The sequence below is a fragment of the Elusimicrobiota bacterium genome (genome assembly GCA_016721625.1).
Taxonomy (GTDB): Bacteria; Elusimicrobiota; Elusimicrobia; order FEN-1173; family FEN-1173; genus JADKHR01.
The window spans coordinates 677,277-697,838 of record JADKHR010000001.1 but is presented as its reverse complement, the minus strand read 5'-3'; the positions used below and the strand labels follow the sequence as shown (position 1 = coordinate 697,838).

General features: G+C 62.4%; 8 protein-coding genes and 1 tRNA gene. 8 read left to right on the top strand and 1 reads right to left on the bottom strand.

Annotated features, from left to right (window positions below; genetic code table 11):
• Positions 1–13 precede the first annotated feature (13 nt).
• From lnt to IPP35_02930, 4 genes are all read left to right on the top strand, one after another.
• A complete protein-coding gene (gene lnt, locus IPP35_02945; protein ID MBL0058076.1) occupies positions 14–1,420 on the top strand; it encodes an apolipoprotein N-acyltransferase in 1,407 nt (468 codons plus the stop codon).
• Positions 1,421–1,451: 31 nt separating this feature from the next.
• A tRNA-Met gene (locus IPP35_02940) sits at positions 1,452–1,525 on the top strand.
• Positions 1,526–1,719: 194 nt separating this feature from the next.
• Positions 1,720–2,160, top strand: a complete 441-nt coding sequence (locus tag IPP35_02935; GenBank protein MBL0058075.1) for a hypothetical protein — start codon at positions 1,720–1,722, stop codon at positions 2,158–2,160.
• Positions 2,121–2,318, top strand: coding sequence for a hypothetical protein (locus IPP35_02930; GenBank protein ID MBL0058074.1), 198 nt, complete (start codon positions 2,121–2,123; stop codon positions 2,316–2,318). Before IPP35_02935 ends, IPP35_02930 begins: the two co-directional genes overlap by 40 nt.
• Positions 2,319–2,534: 216 nt before the next feature.
• Here IPP35_02930 and IPP35_02925 read toward each other — a convergent pair whose 3' ends face one another.
• Positions 2,535–3,890 carry a thiolase family protein gene (locus tag IPP35_02925; protein ID MBL0058073.1) on the bottom strand — a complete coding sequence of 452 codons (1,356 nt, stop codon included), beginning with the start codon at positions 3,888–3,890 and terminating at the stop codon, positions 2,535–2,537.
• 132 nt (positions 3,891–4,022) lie between these two features.
• Here IPP35_02925 and IPP35_02920 point away from each other — a divergent pair, with 132 nt between their 5' ends.
• The 4 genes from IPP35_02920 to IPP35_02905 all read left to right on the top strand — a co-directional run bounded on the left by IPP35_02920 (position 4,023) and on the right by IPP35_02905 (position 20,461).
• Positions 4,023–5,348, top strand: a complete 1,326-nt coding sequence (locus tag IPP35_02920) for a MiaB/RimO family radical SAM methylthiotransferase (GenBank protein ID MBL0058072.1) — start codon at positions 4,023–4,025, stop codon at positions 5,346–5,348.
• A complete protein-coding gene (locus IPP35_02915) occupies positions 5,317–5,910 on the top strand; it encodes a lytic transglycosylase domain-containing protein (GenBank protein MBL0058071.1) in 594 nt (197 codons plus the stop codon). Before IPP35_02920 ends, IPP35_02915 begins: the two co-directional genes overlap by 32 nt.
• Positions 5,903–8,509: a DNA mismatch repair protein MutS gene (gene mutS / locus IPP35_02910; GenBank protein MBL0058070.1), complete on the top strand. Its 2,607-nt coding sequence runs from the start codon at positions 5,903–5,905 to the stop codon at positions 8,507–8,509. The genes IPP35_02915 and mutS overlap by 8 nt, the downstream gene beginning before the upstream one ends.
• A 750-nt stretch (positions 8,510–9,259) precedes the next feature.
• Positions 9,260–20,461, top strand: coding sequence for a hypothetical protein (locus tag IPP35_02905; GenBank protein MBL0058069.1), 11,202 nt, complete (start codon positions 9,260–9,262; stop codon positions 20,459–20,461).
• Positions 20,462–20,562 lie beyond the last annotated feature (101 nt).

The following is a 20,562-nucleotide window of genomic DNA, read 5'->3' as shown; positions in this document are numbered from 1 at the left end:
TGCTTTCGTCCCGATGCTGGTCGCGCTCCCGCGGATGAGCGCCAAAAGCGCCGTCGGGTGGAGTTTTGCGGCCGGGTGGGTGAGCGGGCTGGGGGTTTTGTATTGGGTCTATCCAACCTGCCGGTGGGGGGGAGTGAACCCGGCGGTGAGTCTCCTGGCGGTGGGAGCCTTGTCGGGATACACGGCTCTCTTTTGGCTTTTGTTCGGGGGAGCGGTCTGGGTTTTGTCGCGGCGCCCTCTTTGGGAACGGCCCTTTTGGGCCGCCGCGGCCTGGACATCGTCGGAAGCCCTGCGGGCTCGCCTCTTGAGCGGGTTCCCTTGGACACCGCTCTCCTGTTCCCAGTGGCAGGTCCCCCCACATTTGCAACTGGCCGAAATCGGGGGGGGCTACGCGGTGTCGTTCCTGATTCTTTTGGTGAACGGGACGCTGGCGGCGGCCCTTCTCGGTGTTTTCGAGCGGCCCCGGCGATGGTTGGCCTCGGTGCCCGGCTTGGTCGCCATCGTTGCCTTGATCGCGGGGAGCGTGGCTCTCTGGCGCCGTCCTCTCCCGGGCGGGCCCGCCTTCGACGTGGCGGTGATCCAAGGAAACATCGACCAATACAAGAAGTGGGACGCCGCCTACGAAGAGGAAATCGTTCGGTCTTATTCCACGTTAACGCGGGAGGCCGCTTTGAAGAAACCGGTCCTCATCGTCTGGCCCGAAACCGCCGTCCCCGGCTGGATTCCCAACGACCCGAAAATCACGCGTTGGCTCACGGACGCGGCCCGGGAATCCCGCACGTTTCTTTTAACCGGCGCTGTTTCCCGGCAGGAGAGGGGTGACTTTAACGCGGCGTTTCTCCTCTCGCCCAAGGGTGAAATCGTCGGACAATATCGGAAAGAACATTTGGTGCCCTTCGGGGAATACGTTCCTCTCCGTCCCCTTCTGTCCCGGTGCGTGGGCGTATTGAACGACTTGGGTTCCTTTTCCCCCGGTGGGGAAGTCTCGGGGCTTTCGTTCCCGGAGGCGCGCCTCGGGGTGAACATTTGTTTTGAGGGTTTGTTTCCTCACCTGATCCGGCGTTTTACCGTTCAGGGCGCCCAGGTCTTGGTCAACCTTACGAACGATGGGTGGTACCGCGACACCGCCGCGCCGGAACAGCATTTCGCCGCCAACGTCCTGCGCGCCGTGGAGAACCGTCGTTGGGTTGTGCGCGCGGCCAATACGGGATACTCCGGTTTCATCTCCCCCCGTGGAGAAATCACCGGCCGAACCAACCTGCTGGAGCCCGCCATCCTCTTCGGTCGTCCCCAGCCCATGGAGGGCCTCACCTTCTACGCCCGCCACGGCGATGTTTTTGTCGGGGTTTGCGCGTTCTTCCTCCTGATCGGGCTTGGGGTCGTGGGGCTCCGGAACTCCCCGGTCAAAAAAAGAAGTTGAGGATTCCCCGTCGGGTTTGCTACAATCGTCACGCGGGGTGGAGCAGCCTGGTAGCTCGCGAGGCTCATAACCTCGAGGTCGTAGGTTCAAATCCTACCCCCGCAAGATTTAGAGCAAAAGACCCACCCTCTTTGTCAAGGGTGGGTCTTTTTGTTTGGGGCGGGAACCTACCTGCGGAAGGAGGTTCTCGTCCGGTTTTGAAACCCTTGAAAAACCGACATTCTCCCCTTAAACTCTATGGGGTCGGTGTCGATCTTATGGTCGCGCCTCCTCATCCACCGTTTCATAAGGAGAAGTCGATGAATCGATCTTGTTTGATTTATTTGGCGACGGCGCTCGTTTTCGCGCCTGGGCTTGTTTTCGGGAAATCAGGCCAGAGAAAGGCGTTCCATGAGGAACAGAAGGCGGCCCGCGAGGCGCACCGAAAACAACAACAGGGGGAAAACGAAGCGTTTCGTGGGACTTTAAAAGGGAAGTCTGATCAGGAGAAGGCCGACGCCATCAAAGCCCATCACGAGGAGCAATACAACGAGAACATGGCGTTTCGCGAAGAGATGCACAAGAAAAATACGGAGTTTTTGAAGGCCCATTTAGCATCGAACGACAAATTAACGGACGCCCAGAAAAATGAGCTCATCGCGCATTTTGAAAACAATATTCGAAAAATGTTTCATTTCGCGAACAGCGCTACAACGACAACGTGGCCGCCTTTGAGAAAATCGCCAACGATCCGAATTTAACCCACGAACAGAAAAAGGCCGCCCTGGAAGCTCTTCGTGAAAAGAATCAGGCCTCCAACAAGGCCTATATCGAAGAACAAAAATCCGAAAACAAGTCGGAACGCGAAAAATTTCGGACGGAAGTGAAGTCCACCTCCTCCAATGCGGCGGGGAAGTAAGGCCGGCATCTTTTTGTTGTTGGAACGGGCCCGGGATTTCACGGGTGCTCCGGGCCCGGGCGTTGCGACCCCCGTTCGCATGCCAGTGTTACCCTTGATTTTCCAGAATAGTATAATAGTAAAGGACGTCCCCTCTGGTTTAAATGAAAATCCCGCGGCCGAGGGTCGCGGGATTTTCGTGTCCGGACGAGAAGCCGCCGGAAGGAGGGGCCTTGGCTAGGCCCCAAATCGTCTTAGGATCATGGCTCCGCCCAGGCCGCCGGAGGCGCAAGCGGCGGCCATTCCCAGGCGGGAGTTTGGGTCTTCCTTCATGGCGTAGATTAAGTTCAAGAGCAGGCGGACCCCCGTGGCGGCCAGCGGGTGGCCCAGGGCCAGGGTGCCGCCGTTGGGGTTGACGATTCCTTTTTCTTTGGCGGCGTCCCAGTTCTGGCGGTATTTCTCCTTGCCGACGCGGAAGATCGAGAGGCAGGTGGCGGCGAAGGCTTCGTGCAGTTCCACGTGGTCCAGGTCGGAGAAGTGAATCCCGGCCCGTTCCAGGGCCACGCTGGCGGCGAAAACCGGCGAGATACCCATGTAGGCGGGGCTCGACCCCCAAAACCCCCAGGACGTCACTTCGGCGAGAATTTCCAAATCCAAATCTTTCGCCCGTTCCTCCGAGGTGACGATGACCACGGCGGCTCCGTCGGAGCGCGAACAGGCGTTAAAGAGGCTCACCGTCCCCTTGGTTTTTCCTTCCTCATAGGATTTTCCCAGAATGTATGGGGCGTTGTCCTGGTAAAATTTTTTGATTCCGTAGGAGGGACCGTCAAAAATGGTGGGTGCTTTTTCCAGCATCCTCGGTTTTTCCACCAAACTTTCGCGCAGGAAAGGGTATTCGTCCCGATCCAAAACTTTTTGGCCGTCTTTCAGCACCGGAGTCACATGGGAGTCATAAAAACCCCGCTTTTCGGCTTCCAGGCCTTTTTTGTAGCTTTCGAAGGCGTAGCGGTCCTGGGCTTCGCGAGAAATGGAATACATCTGGGCGCAGACTTCAGCGGTGGCGGCCATGTTGATTTTGCAAATGGGATCGTTGAGCCCTTCCTCGGTGGTGTCGGTGATGGCGACCTCGGGATCGTCCCAAAGGCCCGCCCAGTTGGCCTTGACGGTCTCCAAGGAACGGAGCATTTTGTGGTCCCGGTGGCCGCGGATGGCGTAGGGGAAATTCGACATGGATTCCGTTCCGCCGGCCAAATAGAGGTCGCCTTCCCCCATGATGATGTGGCGATAGGCGCTGGCGACGGTTTCCAAACTGGAGATGCAGTTTTGTTGGATGGTGTAGGCCTGAACCTTTTCCGGCAGGCCGGCCTTGAGGGCGGAGACGCGGGCGATGTTCGGCGCGTGGGATCCCTGGCCGACCCAGCCCACCAAAACGCCGTCCACGGCGTGGGGATAGAGGGAGGTCCTCTGCATCACCGCCCGCAGGGCCACCTCCATGAGATCTTCAGGCATAAACCCGGCGAGGCTTTTCCCCAGGTGACCGATGGGCGTTCGAACGCCGCCGCAGATCACCACTTTCTTCGCCGTCGGTTTCATCGGGGTCCCTCCTTCCGAATTTCGCTTGCGGTCTAAGCCTAGCCCCCGTTCTCCGTTTTGTCAACCGGGGGGTGGTTGGAGAGTGGTATAATCCTCCCCGTGTATTTCTACGTCGAGACATTCGGCTGTCAAATGAACGTCGGGGATAGCCTGGAAATGGGGCGCCGGCTTCGGGCCCGCGGCTACCGCGCCACGAAGGACCTGGCGCGGGCGGACATTGTCTTGGTCAACAGTTGCACGGTCCGGGACCACGCGGAAAACAAGGCCCTGTCTTTTCTGGGGCGGCTCGCCGATTGGAAAGACGCGGCGCCCGGACGACGGCTCATTTTCGCGGGGTGCGCGGCCGAGCGATTGAAGGGCCGACTGGCCCATCGGTTCCCCCAAGTCGACGCGGTGGTGGGGGCTAAATCCATTGCGGACTTCGACCGGCTGATCGAGTCCCTTCTGCCTCCTCCTGTTTTTGATGGGGAGAAAGAATGGGCGGACGCCTGGGGTTGGGCGCCGGGGCTCGGCCCCACGGGCCTCCCGGGGGAAGGCGTGACGGCTTTTGTGACGATCATGCGGGGTTGCAATTACGCCTGCACCTACTGCGTGGTCCCTTCCGTGCGCGGGCGGGAATTTTACCGGCCCGCGGCTAGCGTCCTGGCGGAAGCGAGGGAACGCGCGGCCCTGGGGCAACGGGAAATTTTACTGCTTGGCCAAACGGTCAATTCCTACCGTCCCGCCGGGAACAACCCGGGGTTGGACGGGCGGGAGGTTCGGGATTTCGCCGACTTGTTGCAAGCGGTGGACGCCCTGCCGGGGGTCGCCCGCGTCCGGTTCATGAGCCCCCACCCCTTCCATGTGGACGAACGGTTCGCCGACGCTTTTGGACGGGCGGCCCGGGTGTCTCCCCATCTCCACCTCCCCGTGCAATCGGGGTCGGACGCGGTCCTTTCTCGCATGCGGCGAAACTATACCCGGGGGGATTTCTTTCGAAAGGTGGAAATGCTCCGGCGAAAGGTGTCGGGGTTGGCGGTGACGACGGATTTCATCGTGGGGTTCCCGGGAGAAACGGAAGAGGACTTTCAGGCCACCCTTCGGTTGGGCCGGGAGGCGGACTTGGATGGGGCCTATTCATTCAAATATTCGGCGCGGCCCGGAACGGTTTCGGCAGCGGGGCCGGACGATGTGCCGGAAAAAGTGAAGGAGGAACGCTTGGCGATGCTGTTGGAAGAAACCGACGCGCGGTCGCGGAAAAAATTAGCCGCCTTGGCCGGGCAGGTTCAGGAAATTTTGGTGGAAGCCGTCCGTCCGGCCGACGGCGGTTTTGAACTGGAGGGGCGGACGGCGCACTGTCGGAAGATGTTCGTCCGTTCGGACGGGAACCCCGCCGTGGGGGACCTGGTGCGCGCCCAGGTGGATCGGGCCGACGGCAAGACCCTTTATGGAACATCGCTCTCCGCTATTCCGCGCTAAACGGATTTCGCGGCGGCGCCGGTGGTGGCTCTTGGCGTTGGCGCTGATTTTTCTCGTGCCCGTTTTTATCCCGTCCCCCGTTTTTTGGCGGATCACTCGTCCCTTCGTCCACAAAGACTTGATTGATCGATACGCGGTCAAGGCGGGGTTCTCCCCGTTGTTCGTGTTGGCGCTGGTGCGGGTGGAATCGGGGTTTTCCGCTTCCGCCCGGTCCCACCGCGGGGCGGTGGGTTTAATGCAAATCATGCCCGACACTGCCACGGAGATGGCGGGACGCCTGGGCCTGGACGCTTCGGAAATCTCGCTGGACGATCCGGAAGTCAATATCCGAATCGGAATCAAGTATCTTGAAGTGCTCCGGCTGGAATTCGGGCCCGATCCGGTGGCCCTCCTGGCGGCCTACAACGGGGGGCCCACCAACGTGCGAGCCTGGCGGCGCGGGGATCGATTGACCCTGGCGGACATCCCTTTTCCCGAAACGCGGCGGTTCGTTGAACGGGTTTTGTCAACGGAACGTTGGCTCGGGCGGTTGCGACGCATGAAGAGGTTTTTCCGTGACTGACCCCTCCCCCGCTTCCGGCACGCCGGTGATGCGGCAATACCGGGCCCTCAAAGACAAGAATCCGGACGCTCTTCTCTTTTTCCGCTTGGGCGATTTCTATGAGCTTTTCGATGAGGACGCCCGGCGGGCCGCGCCGATCTTGGAACTGGTGCTGACCCAGCGGCAGGGGATCCCCATGTGCGGGCTTCCCCACCACGCGTTGCCGAGCTATTTGGGCAAACTGCTCAAACAGGGCCTCCGGGTGGCCATTGCCGAACAAATGGAAGACCCTGCCACGGCCAAAGGCATGGTGACGAGGGATGTGGTCCGCGTGGTCACCCCCGGGACGGTGTTGGAGGAAGAACTTCTGTCGGCCAAGGAAAACAATTTCCTGGCGGCTGTGTGGCCCGGCCGCGAGAAGGGCGGAGCGGCGTTGGCCTGGGCGGATATGTCCACGGGAGAACTTCGCTACGCGGAGTTCTCTTCGGGCGAAGCGGGCGCGCGGCGGATGGCGGAGGAATTGGGGCGGGTGGCCCCGCGGGAAACGCTTTGGCCCGAAGGGGCCTCCGTCCCGCCGGGACGGACGGTGACCCTGGTTCCCTTGCGCGGGTTTTTAGAAGAGGGATTGGAGCGACGGGCGGAAAGCCTTTTCGGCGTCAAAGGATTGGGCGGGTTCGGCCTTTCCGAAGGGCATGCGGCGCGGGGGGTGATCGCGGCGCTGTTGGCCTACGTGGAAAAAAACCAACCCGCGGTCCTTCGGGCTCTCCGGCCTCCGCGCCGGTACAACGGAGCGGAGTCCATGACGCTGGACGAAGGCGCCATCCGGCGACTGGACCTTCTCCCGGAATCCGGGGGGCGAAGCGGGGCCGCCCCCGCGAGCCTCTGGGAAATTTTGGACCATTCGGCCACGGCCATGGGGGGGCGCCGCCTCAAATCCTGGCTCCTCCGCCCCTTGATGGACCGGGGGGCCATCCGGACCCGGCAGGACCGGGTGGAGTTTTTCGTTCAGGCTCAACGGGAGCGTCGGGACCTGCGTGAACTTTTAAAGGAAACGGCCGACCTGGAGCGGATCCTTTCCCGCTTGACGGCCGGGACCGCCACGGGGCGGGACCTGGGTGCCCTTCGGCGGACCCTCCGTCGGGCGCCGGGCGCCGCGAAGATTTTAAGCGCGTCGGCCCCCCTGGCGGGGGCGCACCCTTTGGCCGGGCTCGCTGAGGGGTTCCACACCCCGGCGGAACTGACGGACCTCCTGGAACGGGCCCTGGCGGAGGATCCCCCGGTTCGACTGTCGGAAGGCGGGGTGATCCGCGACGGACATTCCGCCGCGCTGGACGAACTGCGGGGCTTGGCTTCCCGGGGACGGGGCTGGATCTCCACCCTGGAGGCGGAGGAACGCCAGCGGACGGGGATCGGGTCTTTAAAAGTGGGGTTCACCTCCGTCTTCGGTTATTTTCTGGAAGTGTCCAAGGCCAACCTGGGCAAGGTCCCGCCGGAATGGATCCGCAAGCAGACCCTGGTGAACGCGGAACGCTTCGTGACGCCGGAACTTAAGGTTCAGGAAGATAAGATTTTGGGCGCCGACGACAAAGCCCGCGCCCTGGAACGGGAACTGTTGGCGGAACTTCGGGACCGGGTGCTGGCTCATCGGGACGACCTCTTCCGTTTGGCGGAGGCCCTGGGCGAGGCCGACGCCTTAGCGTCCTTGGCGGAAGCCGCCGAGCGCGGGCGCTGGGTGCGCCCGGAGATCACCGAAGACGACGTTCTGGCCATTGAGAAATCCCGTCATCCGGTGGTGGAGCGGGTTTTGGAAGCGCGGGGCGGGGGGGCCTTCGTCCCCAACGACTTATTTCTGGACGGGGACCAACGCCTGCTCCTGGTGACCGGGCCGAACATGGGGGGAAAGTCCACCTTTCTTCGGCAGGCGGCCTTGGGCGCGGTGCTGGCCCAGATGGGGTCTTTTGTTCCCGCCGAACGGGCGCGGATGGGGTTGGTGGACCGCGTGTTCACCCGGATCGGGGCGGGGGACGATTTGGCGGGAGGGGCGTCGACGTTTTTAGTCGAAATGCGGGAAGTGGCGGAAATCTTGTTGAACGCGACCCCCCGGAGCCTGGTCATTTTGGACGAAGTGGGCCGCGGCACGTCCACCTACGACGGGCTCGCGGTGGCCTGGGCCATGGCGGAACATTTGGCGGGAACGGCCGAACGGCCGGGCCCCAAGGTTCTTTTCGCCACGCACTATTTTGAACTGACGGAACTGGCCCGGCGTTGGCCCCGGGTCAAAAACTTTCACGCCGCCGTGCGGGAATGGACCCACGCCGACGGGCGGAACGAACTGGTGTTCCTCCATCAAATCCTGCCGGGCCCGGCGGATCGATCCTACGGCGTGCACGTGGCGCAGATGGCCGGGCTTCCGCCCAAGGTGGTGGCTCGTGCGAAGGAACTCCTGAAAACCTTCGAGGCGGGAAAACGCCCCGTTGAGAAGGCCGACCCCCCGGCCCAACGGGATCTTTTCGCCAGCCATCCCGCCCTGGAGGCGCTTCGCGCCTTGGATCCCAACCAGCTGACCCCCATGGGCGCCCTGCAGGCCTTGGACGAGATTAAAAATAAGCTCTCCCTTTGATGTTTCAAAGGGTCCGACAGGCCCTCGACTGAAAACGAAGGAATTCGAAAAGTTTGGGCTCCCTTGATAATCCCCTGAAGCGGAGTGTCTCTTTTGAATGAAACCAGCCTGAAACGGTTGAATCGACTGGACCCCCAACTCCAATCTTCTTTTATCGCCACCTGAGATTTTAATTTTCCCCGGACAAGCGGTGGCGGTTGATCACGCCTGTCCGGGGAAAAATGCCCGTTCTTAACGGATCGTCAGCCAATAAGACATCCTTGCTGCATTGTCCGTAGTTTTTCCCTCTCCCTTGGGAGAGGGCAGGGTGAGGGGAATGGGTTTGTTGAAGGAAAACATTTCCTTCATCCGCCCCTCTGGGGCACCTTCCCCCAAGAGGGGAAGGAAAATCCCGATTTTCCCCGGACAGCGGTGGCGGTTGATTTTGTTACAACTTTGTTACGTTTTCTTAAGAGCAAATTCGATGGCAGGGTTTATACTGGTTCCATGATGTTTCCTTTTCGAAGGGTTGTTGCCGTTGTTCTGTCGGGCGCCACTTTGTTTTCGAACGTGGTCGCGGCTCACGCCAACGAGGCGAGTTTTTGGGAACAACGGCGCGCGGCACGACCTCCCGACCGCGAGGGGTTCTGGTCGCCCCCCCTCGCCGCGTCGTCCCCATCGTTGGACTCCCTTTTCTGCGATGGCGTCACCTGCTCCCCACTCTCATCGAAAACAGATCAGACGCCCCTCGGACCGGGCCTGGAGGCCGCCGTGCGGCCTTTCGGGGCGGTGGGGGAAGTTCGGGCCGGGACGCCCGGGGCCCCCTTTGTCGTGGTCATTGAGGACGTTCACACGGAGGACGCCGCCCAAGCGAACATCGGTCGGTTGTTGGAGGCGCTCGCCGACAAGGGCGTGGCCACGGCGGGACTGGAGGGCGCGTGGGTCCCTCTCGAGCTTGAGCGATATCGCCGTTACCCTCACCCCCGGCCCCTGGCCCGCGCCGCCGATTTCTTTCGCGCTGAGGGATACATCAGCGGTCCGGAGTGGGCCGGTCTCGCGCTGGGGAAAGTCCCCCGCCTGGTGGGCGTCGAATCCTTTGAACAGTATTACGACAACGTGCGGGCCGCCCGGCTGTGCGTGGCCGAAGGACCGAAGGCCAGGGCCGCGGTGGCGGTGTGGGGGCGTCGGCTGGGTCCCTTGAAAAAAGCTCTTTATTCCCCTGAACTCGCCACCTTGGACGCACGCCGCTCGGCGTTTCACGCCGGACGGGGCGGGGTGGGCGACTACGCCCGGTTCTTGGCTCCCCACGGCACCGGGCCGGCGTTGCGTGGTTTTGTGGCCGCGCTCGAGATGGAGGCCCGCTTGGATTTCGCCCGAGCCGAGCGGGAGCGGCGAGGCGTCCTGGAGCATCTCACGGCGCGACTTGCCGCCGATCAAACGGGCGCTTTGCTCCGCGAAGCGCAGCGGTACCGCTCCGGGGGAATGACCGCGGGAGAATTTCACGCTCATTTGAAAACCGTTTGCCACCTCGCGGGCGTGGACCTTCGAACCACCCCCGCCTTTTCGGCCTATCTGGACTACGTGGCCGCCGTTGAATCCATTTCCCGACCGCGGTTGTTGGAGGAGCTTAATGCGGCCGAAGCCGCCGCGGGCCGTCGATGGGCGGTGACCTCGCGCCAAAAGGATCTTCTGGCTTTGTCGAACGACGTGGATCTGACGGCCCGCTTGGTCAGCAACGAAATGACGCCGGCGGCCTGGGGGGAGTATCGCCAACGACGGGGGGATATCGCACGCCTTCCCGAACGTTTCACCGCCCTGGCCGGGGACTCCGCGCCGGCCCTTCCCGATCTGGCGCCCTTCGAGCAATTTTGCGAAAAGGCCGTCGCCCGAAACGGATCTCTGGTCGCCAATACGTTGCGCTGGGCGCGCGGGCAGAAAACCGTCGCTCTGGTGGTCGGAGGGTTCCACACCGCGGGGATTCTAAACGGATTGGCGTTGGAAGGCGCCGGGGCCGTGGTGGTTACCCCGCGGTTTGAAAAGGCGAACACCAGACCGCTCGACGCCTTCGCCCGGGATCCTTTGCCTCTGGAGAGAATTTTTGCCGGAGACCGGGTTCAATTGCCCCTGGCGCGGGTGTTGGTCCCGCTGGATAAGTTGGACCCGATGGATCGGCCCCGCGCCCGGGCGACGCAGTCGATGCTGATCCCGACCGCCGACGCGTTCGCTCGACAGGACGGCCTTGAGACGCCCTGGTCGTCGAAAACCCCCGTGTCGGTCGAAATGGGCCCCAACGGACCGGTCTTTTCCCTTAAGACGAGCGCTTCGCTGGCCGGCATTTTTCGCCGCTTGAAGAAATTTCCCTCCGCGGCATCGCGCGAACTGGGGAAAAAGACCAATGTTTTCTTTTCTCATTTTGGCGCCAAACCGCTTTTTGTTTTTGATTCGCTTTTCAGCCACCTGAAAGAAAAGGCAAAAAAGGGTTACGCGGCGTACGCCTTGCTCGCGGTGCTGGTGGCGCCCGTTGTGGTGGAATATGTTTTTCGCCATTTGATTTTCGGGGGAACTTTCGAAACATGGGGTTTGGCGATGATGGGAACTGTTTCCCTGTTCAACGCCCGGGGATCGAAACGTTCGGAAAATTTGACCGATCGTCGCCTGGTGGACGCCGGGCTTCTGGCTCCGGCGATGGTGGATTATCGCCTGGCCATGCGGCGGCAAATCAACCCGGCTCATCGGCCGCTACGCGTCCTGGTGGGCGGGGCGGGGGGCGACGTGGCGGGGGCTTTGTTGGATACCGATGGTTCGTTGTTTTACTTTCTGGACACCTACGGCCCGCTGAGCGAAGAAGACCTTCAGCCTTTGCAAAAAACCGCGGCGGAGGTGCCGTACACGCCCGGTTTTGAAAAGAAATATTTGGCCGAGAAAAGGAAAAAAGGTTACGCCCCGGTATGGACGATGGTTAGCTCTTCCAAACGCCTGGAAGCTCTCCGCCTCGAGTTGACGGCCATGGGGGTGGACCCCGCCAAGGTCCGCATTGAAATGTTTGAGGGGCGTTTGGCCATCCTCTTTCCGTGGGCCTACGCGGGGCAACCCCTTCGGTGGCGGCGCATCGTTTTCGTCAGTGCCAACGTCCTTTACCCCGAAACTTACCAAGACGTTCTTGAGCGCGGCGTGGACGTTTACCTGCAACGCGCCGGTATGGCGATTTCGAAAGAGTTCGCGCGTCATCCTTCGACGTTTTTATCGGATATCGCCGAGGCCATGCCGCCCGAGGGCGTTTTGGCGACGGATGATGTGTGGGTGGGCCATTATAGCGACAACGGCGACAACGCCGCGCGGTTTCCCCTGGCTTTGCCGGTGTCCCGATTCCCTGGCGAGGAGGAACTGTTCGAAAAGGTGAAGACATCCTTGAGGGGATCTCATCAAGGGGTTCCCGAAGCCGAGTTGAAGGGGTACGGCAACCGTCTTAACGTGCGGTTTGTCCCCGCTGGCGGGTTCGTGGCGGCGTCGACCCCGGCTCCCCGACCTTTTGACGAATCGACGGAGAATCACCCCGTCATTGGCAATAAATTACTGTCGGCGCCATTCGTCCATCACGATCTCGCCGTTCGGTCGATCGTGAACCCCCGGGGGGAAGGGAAAACGGTTTTGTACGGCGGCGCCGGGGCGGACGTGTCCAACGTCCTGATGACCTGGAGCCCCGAACGGGTCTATATGTTGGCCCCTTACCCGGGGCTGACGGCGGATCTTCTGCGGGCGACCTTTTCCCAAGGCGTTCCTTCAACGGATACGATTTACAGCAAAGAAAAATTCAGGGGGGGCTATTCCCGGGGAATTTTTCTAAGCGCGTCGCCCAATCTGCCCCTGGCCATCGCCATCGAAGTGACGGCGCTGGGGGTCCCCCCTTCAGCGGTGGAGGTCCTCGAAATCGATGGTCGACCGGCGCTTCGTTTCCCCTGGGAGGGCCGCCCCCGCACGGTTGTCTTCCACGACGGGCGCTTGGAAAATGTGGCGGCCTATCAAGATATCCTGAGCCGGGGGTTGGACGGGTTTTACTTTCGCGCGGGCATGGGTCTGGCCTCTGTCTACGATCGCTCCGATAGTTTCCTTTTCGACATCGCCGCCTCTTTCCGCCCCGGGGCTTTCTTCGTCACGGATGATTTCGTCTGGAAGGACGCTCTGGTCGCCAAGGATTACGGCCGTCATTTTCCCTTTGTCGCCAAGGAAATTTCCGTCCCCAACGAAGCCGTGTGGGGGCCGATGTTTGACGACCGGCTGACGGAGGCATCCCGGGGCGCTTTAACGCATTGGCAGCAAAACCCCTACGGATGGGGGGTGCGCGTTCGTCAGCTCCTCGCGCCGGTTCAAGTTCCCGTTTCACGAACAAAGCCCCCCTCGTTCGTGGAAGACCAGGAATTCGCCGGGTTGTCCTTCCGCGACGCGGTGGGCAACGACCCCCGGTTGAAAGAGATCGTTCTTCAAGGTGAAACGATTGGCCATTTCCGCTTGCTCCCTCAGGACGGAGGCGTTTTGGCGGTGGAGGAACCCCAGGTGGAACTTCGCTACCGCGTTCTCCTCGGGTTTCCCTCCGCCTTTTTCAAAATGTTGGCCGACGCCGCCCCCGGTCGTGACCTTCAGTTTTCCGCGGCGCTGTGGGTGATGGCCGTCCACCGGGCCCCGGACCTTTTCGACGGGAACCGTCTGCGAGTGATGTTTAAAAAAGACCTGGCGGTCGGGCTGCCTTGGAGTCACGCCCCGCCTTGGAACGGCGTGGGGTTTTTGGAGCGGTTGCGGTCGGAGGGAATCTCTTTTGTTTCCAACGAGATGTTGACGGGGCTCGTGCTACGCGGCCGGTTGTCGGCCTCTCGGGGCCCTCCAGCGGTCGGGCCTACGGAAAAAACTGAGGCGACGGCGGCGGCTCGAATCACACCGAGCGATGTGCCCCTTCGTCTCGAGTCCCGGTTGACGCGGCTTGGGGCGCACGGTCCTACCCACGTGGTGATGGGGCTCAACGGTCGAACCGTTGCGTCGATGCGGTTGGAAAAAAATCGGCAACGGGCGGTCCTTCAAAGCCTGAAGATGAACGACGATTGGGAAACCCCGGTGGATGTGGTCCGCGTGTTCGATTTGGTTTTGGCCTGGGCCCGCGCCGGGGGGGCCGCCGAATTGGAGTATCGCGGTTGCGACTGTCTTTGGGTGTATACGCTCTTGGAGGGGCAATTTGGGCCGGGGTTGTTGCGCGTTTGGTCGCTCAAAGAGAAAAAGTGGAAAATGGCCCTGGAGCCGGACATGGCGATGGAGGTCCGCTCTTTGCCGCCGACCGCGTCGCCCACCCGGTCCGTTTCGGGGCTGACGTTGCTGGCGCCCACGGCGGGCGTTCTTTACCGGGGCACCACCGTGTCCGATCTCCGTAAAAATCGGATCGAAGAGTCGGGGGGGAACGTGCGATGGGTTGGGGGGCGGGCCGGGTTCCTCGACGCTCCCTTATTCACATTCAAATGGAGTGAAGCCCAGGAATACGCGGAGACCCGTCAAACGGCCCAAGACCCAGCGGTCGTGATCGAAGTCTCCCACGACGCCTTGGCGGCCGCCGGAACGTCGTTGCCCTCTTTGAGCGAAGACCACCTGCCACCCGTGCCGTTGGCGGGAGGCGTGCCGCTTTCCACCGTCCGTGCGATATCCGTTTTGGACCCGGTGACTCACCGTTGGACCCGGCGGGTGGGTCTCGAAAACATCCGATCGTTCGTTTTCGCCAAAGCCACGACGTTGCGGGAAGTCGTTCCCGCCGCCCGGTTTGTGGCCGATCCGTTGGAAGTCAATCCCCCGCATGAATCGGATGGGTCTATCGACCGGTTGGGTTTGCGTTTGGCGTGGGACGAATTGAAGACGGCTCCCAACGAAACGCAAGCGTCCCGTTATTTTAACTCGCTGTTTGAGCGTCTCGAGGCCAAATTAGCCGATCCCTCCCCCTTCATTCGCCGCCACGCCCGAACGGTGTTGGCGGCGTTGCCGACGGCGGGCCTAGGGCCCCGTAAGGCCCAACGGCGGGAGGAGCGGCGGTTGTGGGAGCGGGTGATGAAGGATCCCCTCTCCGCGCACGGCCAAGGGGCTCTGGAGGTCCTTCGGGTATGGCGCGGGGCCGCGACGGTGGAGCGCGTCACAATCCTTCGGTTGCCGGATTTGGCGGTGTTGGAGTCGGCTCTGTGGCGGGCCGCCGAACGCACGTCGGATTTGGGCCGTTTGGGGATGCCCGTGCGCGCCGATATCGTGGGAGGCAGTCGATACCGTTTCGCCGAAGATCGCGGGGATGTTGACGTGTTTCTGAGCTATCGCCCGGACGATCCTGTGGTCGGCCAGTGGCTTCAACCGCGGACGGTGGTCAACGTGTTCCTTGGCGAACTGCTGGAAGCCTTGCCGCCCGGTTCGCGGGTTGACCCCGACCCGCAAGGCGCTCGCGTGAGAATCCCCTCCATGAAAGGGGAGACGGTTGGGTTTCTGCTGAACATTCACCCGACTTCCGAGGATCCGGTGGATGTCGTCGCGAAAAATCTGAAGGCCTTGACCCGGTCGACTGAACGATCAGGGGAGGCGGTGGCGTTGGAGCGGGATTATTTCTTGGGGGCGGGGTGGTTAAACCAGTCGGGAATTCTCGGCCCGCCGTCGGTCCAGTCCACGGCGGAATCTAAGCGCCTTTTCCAGGTCGCCGCGGAAATCCCCGACAATCCCAGCGACTTGCCGTTTCCCGTCCGGGAGCAAATCGAGAAACGCCTGGACCGGCCGGCCAGCGTGTTGTTGTTGCCCGCCGAGGAGGCCAACCCGAAGGCGATGATGATTTTGGAACCTTTCCTCGCCCCGCTTAAAAAACTCGGGCGGGCGGGGGCCTGGGGCTATGGCGCCGCCGTGTTGGCGTTAAGCGCCGCCGAGGAGTGGTTCTTTCGTCAATTCCTGTTGGCCGGAGGCGTGGCCGTGTCGGCCCCGACGTGGCTGGGATTTCTGGGAGAAGGTTATGTCTACGCGGGCGCGGTCCTCCTTCTCTTCACGTTCCTGCACCCTGTATTTCGGGGGCTGGCCGGGGGGCTCTACAACCGGCCGGGTCGAACGGTGCTTCCGCCCGAGGGGTGGATCGACAGCGTCTGGCGTTTGTATTTCGGAGCCGTTTTCACGGCGATGTATTTCGCGGACCCGGACGGGTGGAGCAACATCCTGGCGCACGTCCTCGTGAATCTATGGGTGATGTTTCAGCACCGCGAAGTGAGGGAAGGGCGCAACTCCGGGCGACCTTGGCCTTTCATGTCGCTGTTCGCGGGGGCCGCCCCGGAAAAAAACAGCGGGCCGATAGCGAACATGAAAAAAAGTCGCTTCGACATGGAACGCTTTCTCGACACGGCGCGCCGGACCGTTCCCCAAATCGCGGACGAAGAAGGGCGGCTGGTCCCCGCGCGGTTGATCGTCATGGGCGGCGACTGGGACGCGTCAAAGGGACCGCCGCCGGACGTGCATTTGGTTTTGGATTTTGGAAAGAAATCCGCCGGCACGGACCTCGGCCCGGTCTTGATGGACTTCATTACAGACTGGTTGGACGAGTTGAAAAAAACCGACGTCGTGAAGTCCGCCGACGCGGTGATCGGCCCCCGCACGCATTTCTCTTTGATCTTTCCCAGCCAAACCGGAAAACGCGTGTGGTCGGTTTTCGTTCAGGTTCGGGCGGTCACCGGCGACCCGGTTTCCGCCGTGGTGTCCGAATTGGAATTTCAACCCCGGGACCTGTGGGAGCGGGTGCGCCGCGTGTTGCGGGCGGAGTGGTTGTTCGGCGATCCTGCCTTCCACGCGCGGTGGTTGGCTATTTTCCACGAGCAAAAGAGGGTCCAGCGCGTCGGCGAGGTGTTCGAGTCGGACCCGTCTTTCCGGTCGGCCCTCGATCGCTGGCGGAACCCTCGGGCCGCCGTCGATGCCCTGGGCCCCGCCGCCGCGCTCGCTGTGGAACAAGCGACCCATCGGTCGATGCCGGGAAGCGAACCCGCGATCGCGGCCGCGCCGGTGGGCCCGGTTTTGCGCGAACAGGCCGACGCCGTGCGGGGGTTCCTCGACCTCTTGATGGAAGGGAGTCGTTTGGACAAAAACCTGGAAACGGCGGACCTCCCCGCCTTGTTCCTGGAATCCATCCAGTCGTTCAATGACGAAGGGTATCTGGCCAATCCGTCCCCCTCGGGACGATGGGATCTCTTTTACCGCGGGATCCGGCGTTATTTTCGGTTCGTTAAGTTGACGGGGGGGGGCTATTGGAAAGCGGCGCTGGAATGGCGGCCGGGGTGGGGCTTGGTTCTGACGTTGAGCGCGGGTTCGGCGTTGCGGGTGTTTCTAATCAATAATTACGCCGAAGCCCTGGCCACCAGACCGACCGCCGTCCTTTCGCCCCAGCCGGTGGATGACTTGGCGGTCGTTTCCTCGGGACAGCGGTTGCAAAACGCCCGAGTCGAGGCGCTCGCCCTTTTGGAACGCGCCGTTCGCGCCGTGCGTGATGGGCGGGAGCTGGAGGTTCGGGAAGAAATCGAAAAAGACATGGCCGCCTTTGAGGCCGCGGCGCCTCCTTTTCCCGTTAGCTCTCGTCGCAAGGGAGTGCGGATCTCCGACCGCCTGTTGACCTTGATCCGCGGGGATAACCGCCGTCTCAATTTCCACAACGATTTTCTGAAAGATGACAGCGCGTCTATGAAACTTTTTTGGCCCCGGGGCCACTACCCGGTGGTCCTCCTCACGCGGACCGATGGCAGGACGATGGCCTTCGCCGTGGAACGGTATTTCGATTCCACCGAGGGGAACCGGGAGATCGGGGCCCCCCCTCTTTGGGAGTTTCCCTCCCTCACGGAAGCCCTGGCGCGACTGCCCCGCTACTTCGACCTGGCCACGACACTCGATGGAGCCTTAGCCGTGGTTTCCCCCGCGGATCTTCGGGTGCGGTTGGCGGACGCCCAATCCACAACCCTGCTGTGCGAAACCCCGTCCTTTCCCCTATTCCGTTCGGACGGGACCCGGGTGACCACGTTGGTGTTCCGCGCTCCCGGAGAATACGCCCTTCGTTTCTTTCGTCAGACATCGACCCTGGAATTGCTGTCGACGGGGGGCGGCCAAAAAATGGTGTTTGCTCTAGGCCGTTTCGCCCACGCGGGGCAGTTCGATGAGGTGGTCGGCACGCCGGCGGGCCACTTTTCGTTGGCGCAAAAGGGCCTTCTCAGCAGCGCCCTGGAACCGCTGCTTCTTTCCGTTTCCCAAGAGGATTTCCTGAATTATTGGGAAGAGCCTCCCAAAGCGGCCGCGCGGCGGGAGGAGTTCAACCGGGCGGAGTGGACCGTGCGCTCGGACAAAAAAGGCCAAGCCCCTCTCACCTTTTCGAGGCGAATGGGCCGAATGCGGCAGTTGACGCTCCCCATGGTGTTGTCCCCGAACAGCCTCTACACTCTCCAGGTCGAGTGGTTTCGCGCCGGGGGCTATGTCTTGTTCTTGGAAGGGAAAGACGGGGTTCACGTTTTCACATTAGGGCGGTGGCTCCGGGCTTTGCGCGGGGAAGGGGATCGACGGTCGGTCACTCCCCTCCGCCTCGGACTTTTCCCCAACCGCACCGAGGCGCGCCTCGGGGTGCAACGGCACCCGGGCCTGTTATTGCGACGAGCGGAGCTGGCGGGGCGTCAGCGAAACCCAGACCAAAAATTGACAGGGCTCCTGGGAGAACTGCAATGGGTTTTCACCACCACCGTGAGCGGGAGCCACCTATGGGAGGATCCCTTTGAAGGACTTCGTTTGTTTTTCCACGGTTTGGGCGAAAAGGGGCGGGCGTATCGCGTGAGGTTGAATAGTGTCGACGGGATCGGGGCCGTGCCGGTGTTCAAATACGAGGGGGCCGCGGATATCAAATCGCGTTTCAAAATATACGCGCGGATTACGGCCGCCGCCCGGCGCGTTGGGGGCAGGCGGGACGTTCATCTGTTTCCCCTCAAAGGGGCGTTTTTTCAACCGGAGGAGGTGGACCGGGCCATCGAGGACTTGCGTCCCAACGAGACCGACGTGGCGTTCGGGGGGGGGGTGCCCGACTCATCGGAAAAAATGCATCAGACGCTGGAACGATTGATCGCGGCCTACACCCCGCCCCCGGAAGCGCGCGGGGGGGCGGCGTCGGTGTATCCCATCGAAGGGCCGCGCGCGTCCCGCGCCCGAGGGCGGTCCTCGGCCCGGTTTCTCCTTTTGGTGAATCGCCGGGGAGTGTTGGGCTTTTCGCGGTATCTGCAACAAGCGCTGGGGGAATTCGCGGAGGTTCGAACCTCGAACGGAGGGCGTGACCTTTACGTGGTTTACCAGGCCCGCCAGGAGCGCCCGGCCTTCGTCGCGCACATTCGCCTCAGTCCCGACCGCCTGTTCGACGCGTTGGCCGAGTGGTGCGACGAGTTATTGCAAACCAACGCCAGCGAGCGTTTGTCCCTGGGTTCTCGGTTTGCCCTTGAAGGGGACGCCAACGGAGATTCGAAGGCGCGTATTTTTCGCATGATGGAGCGGGCCTGGCTGGTGCAACAATATTTCAATCGCTGGGGGTCCTTGGCCGCCCACTTTGAACATCCGGACCCGGACGAAATCACCTACCGGTTTCAGGCGTGGTCTTACGTCAACACCGGTCCGTTCCTCTGCGGGGAAAAAGAATTGCGCGCGATCGTCGCCCGGTTGCGGAATGGGGTGACGGACAGAGAAAAGGCCGAACACGAAATAATGATAATCGCCAAAATACGGGCCGAGAAATCGGGGTCTTCTCCCGGAAAGAAAATCTTGGCGGCCGGGACGCTCATCTTGATGGGGGGAAACGCCTTCGGGGCGGCGGCCGCGGTGGGCGCGGCGATCGATCCTTGGGTCATGCTGATGACCCTCGGAGCGGCGGGGGTTGTCTGGGCCGCGGGACGGGCCTGGGGCCGCGTGGCGCGGGCCGTGCGGGACGCCGCGGTCTCGCCCCCCGCGTTTCGGGAGCGGACGGGCCCCCCGACGGACGGGGCCGCGTTGGAACGATTGCGGATGCTGTCGCCGGGCCCCTTGGACATGGATCGTTTGGAAATAGAGATTGATTGGCGGCGTGTTCCGGAGGCGCCACGAACGGGCGGCGGGGGTAAGATCCACCATGAATGGGAGAACGCGCTCCAAGCCTTGGGGGCCGGGGACGCCGTGGGCGGGCGGATTTTGGCCGCGGACGGAGCGCCAGGGAACCTGTCGGCTTTGGCTCTGGCTCTGTGGGCCCAACCGATCGCCACCGAGCCCGCCGCCCGCGCGGCGGGGGCCGCGCTGGGCGCCCGGGATGGCTTGAATCACGCCAACGCGGCGGACCGCGTGCGCTGGGCCGTGAAGGCGTGGGCCGCCGCCGTGAAAGATCTCCCCGCGGAAACCCGCGCGAGAGTGTTGGGGGGGTTCGAGGACTCCTACAACGCATTGCGTCGCGAAACCCTGCGGCTCTCGTTGATCGGGAACGCACTCCTGGGTCGGGAAGCGGTGTTGGACATCACCCCGTTGTTGGAAAACCCCACGGACGAAATCCGCCGAGGGGTCGCGACGATCTTGGCCGCTTGGGAAATTCAAGCCCGCCGAAATAAAGACGCCCGCTTGACCGTGGTGGTTCGGTCGGCGATCGAGCGGGGCGCGGTCCTGAAGGCCTTGGCCCCCCTGTCTCCGGGGGGCGCGCTCTCTCCCCGCGCCACGCTCCTGTTGGCCTCGGAGACGGAGGGCGCGGCCATGATCGCGGGGGGCCGGTTCTCCGTGGCGGCCTACACCGAAAGGCGCGGCCGTCCGGGATCCTTGGCCCTGGTGGGTTTCACGCCCGACGCGTTGGTCGAATCGGTCGAGGCGATAGAGGCTCTGGGCGCGAGGCTCGTGCCGTTGGTGAAACCGCTGGGCGACGAACTGGAGAACGCCCTCCGCACCCTCCGTTTCCTGTCGATCAACGCCTGACCCCCGGGTGGGATTGACGCTTCGCCCAGCGTTTGGGAACCGCCCCTTTTTCCGATCAAAAGACTCCTGACGGAAGCCTACGATAAGGCTGTCCTAAATCC

Coding starts and splice junctions, on each gene's coding strand:
- IPP35_02915 (MBL0058071.1), top strand. CDS start 5,317: ATGGAACATCGCTCTCCGCTATTCCGCGCTAAACGGATTTCGCGGCGG.
- lnt (MBL0058076.1), top strand. CDS start 14: ATGCTGGTCGCGCTCCCGCGGATGAGCGCCAAAAGCGCCGTCGGGTGG.
- IPP35_02920 (MBL0058072.1), top strand. CDS start 4,023: ATGAACGTCGGGGATAGCCTGGAAATGGGGCGCCGGCTTCGGGCCCGC.
- IPP35_02935 (MBL0058075.1), top strand. CDS start 1,720: ATGAATCGATCTTGTTTGATTTATTTGGCGACGGCGCTCGTTTTCGCG.
- IPP35_02925 (MBL0058073.1), bottom strand. CDS start 3,890: ATGAAACCGACGGCGAAGAAAGTGGTGATCTGCGGCGGCGTTCGAACG.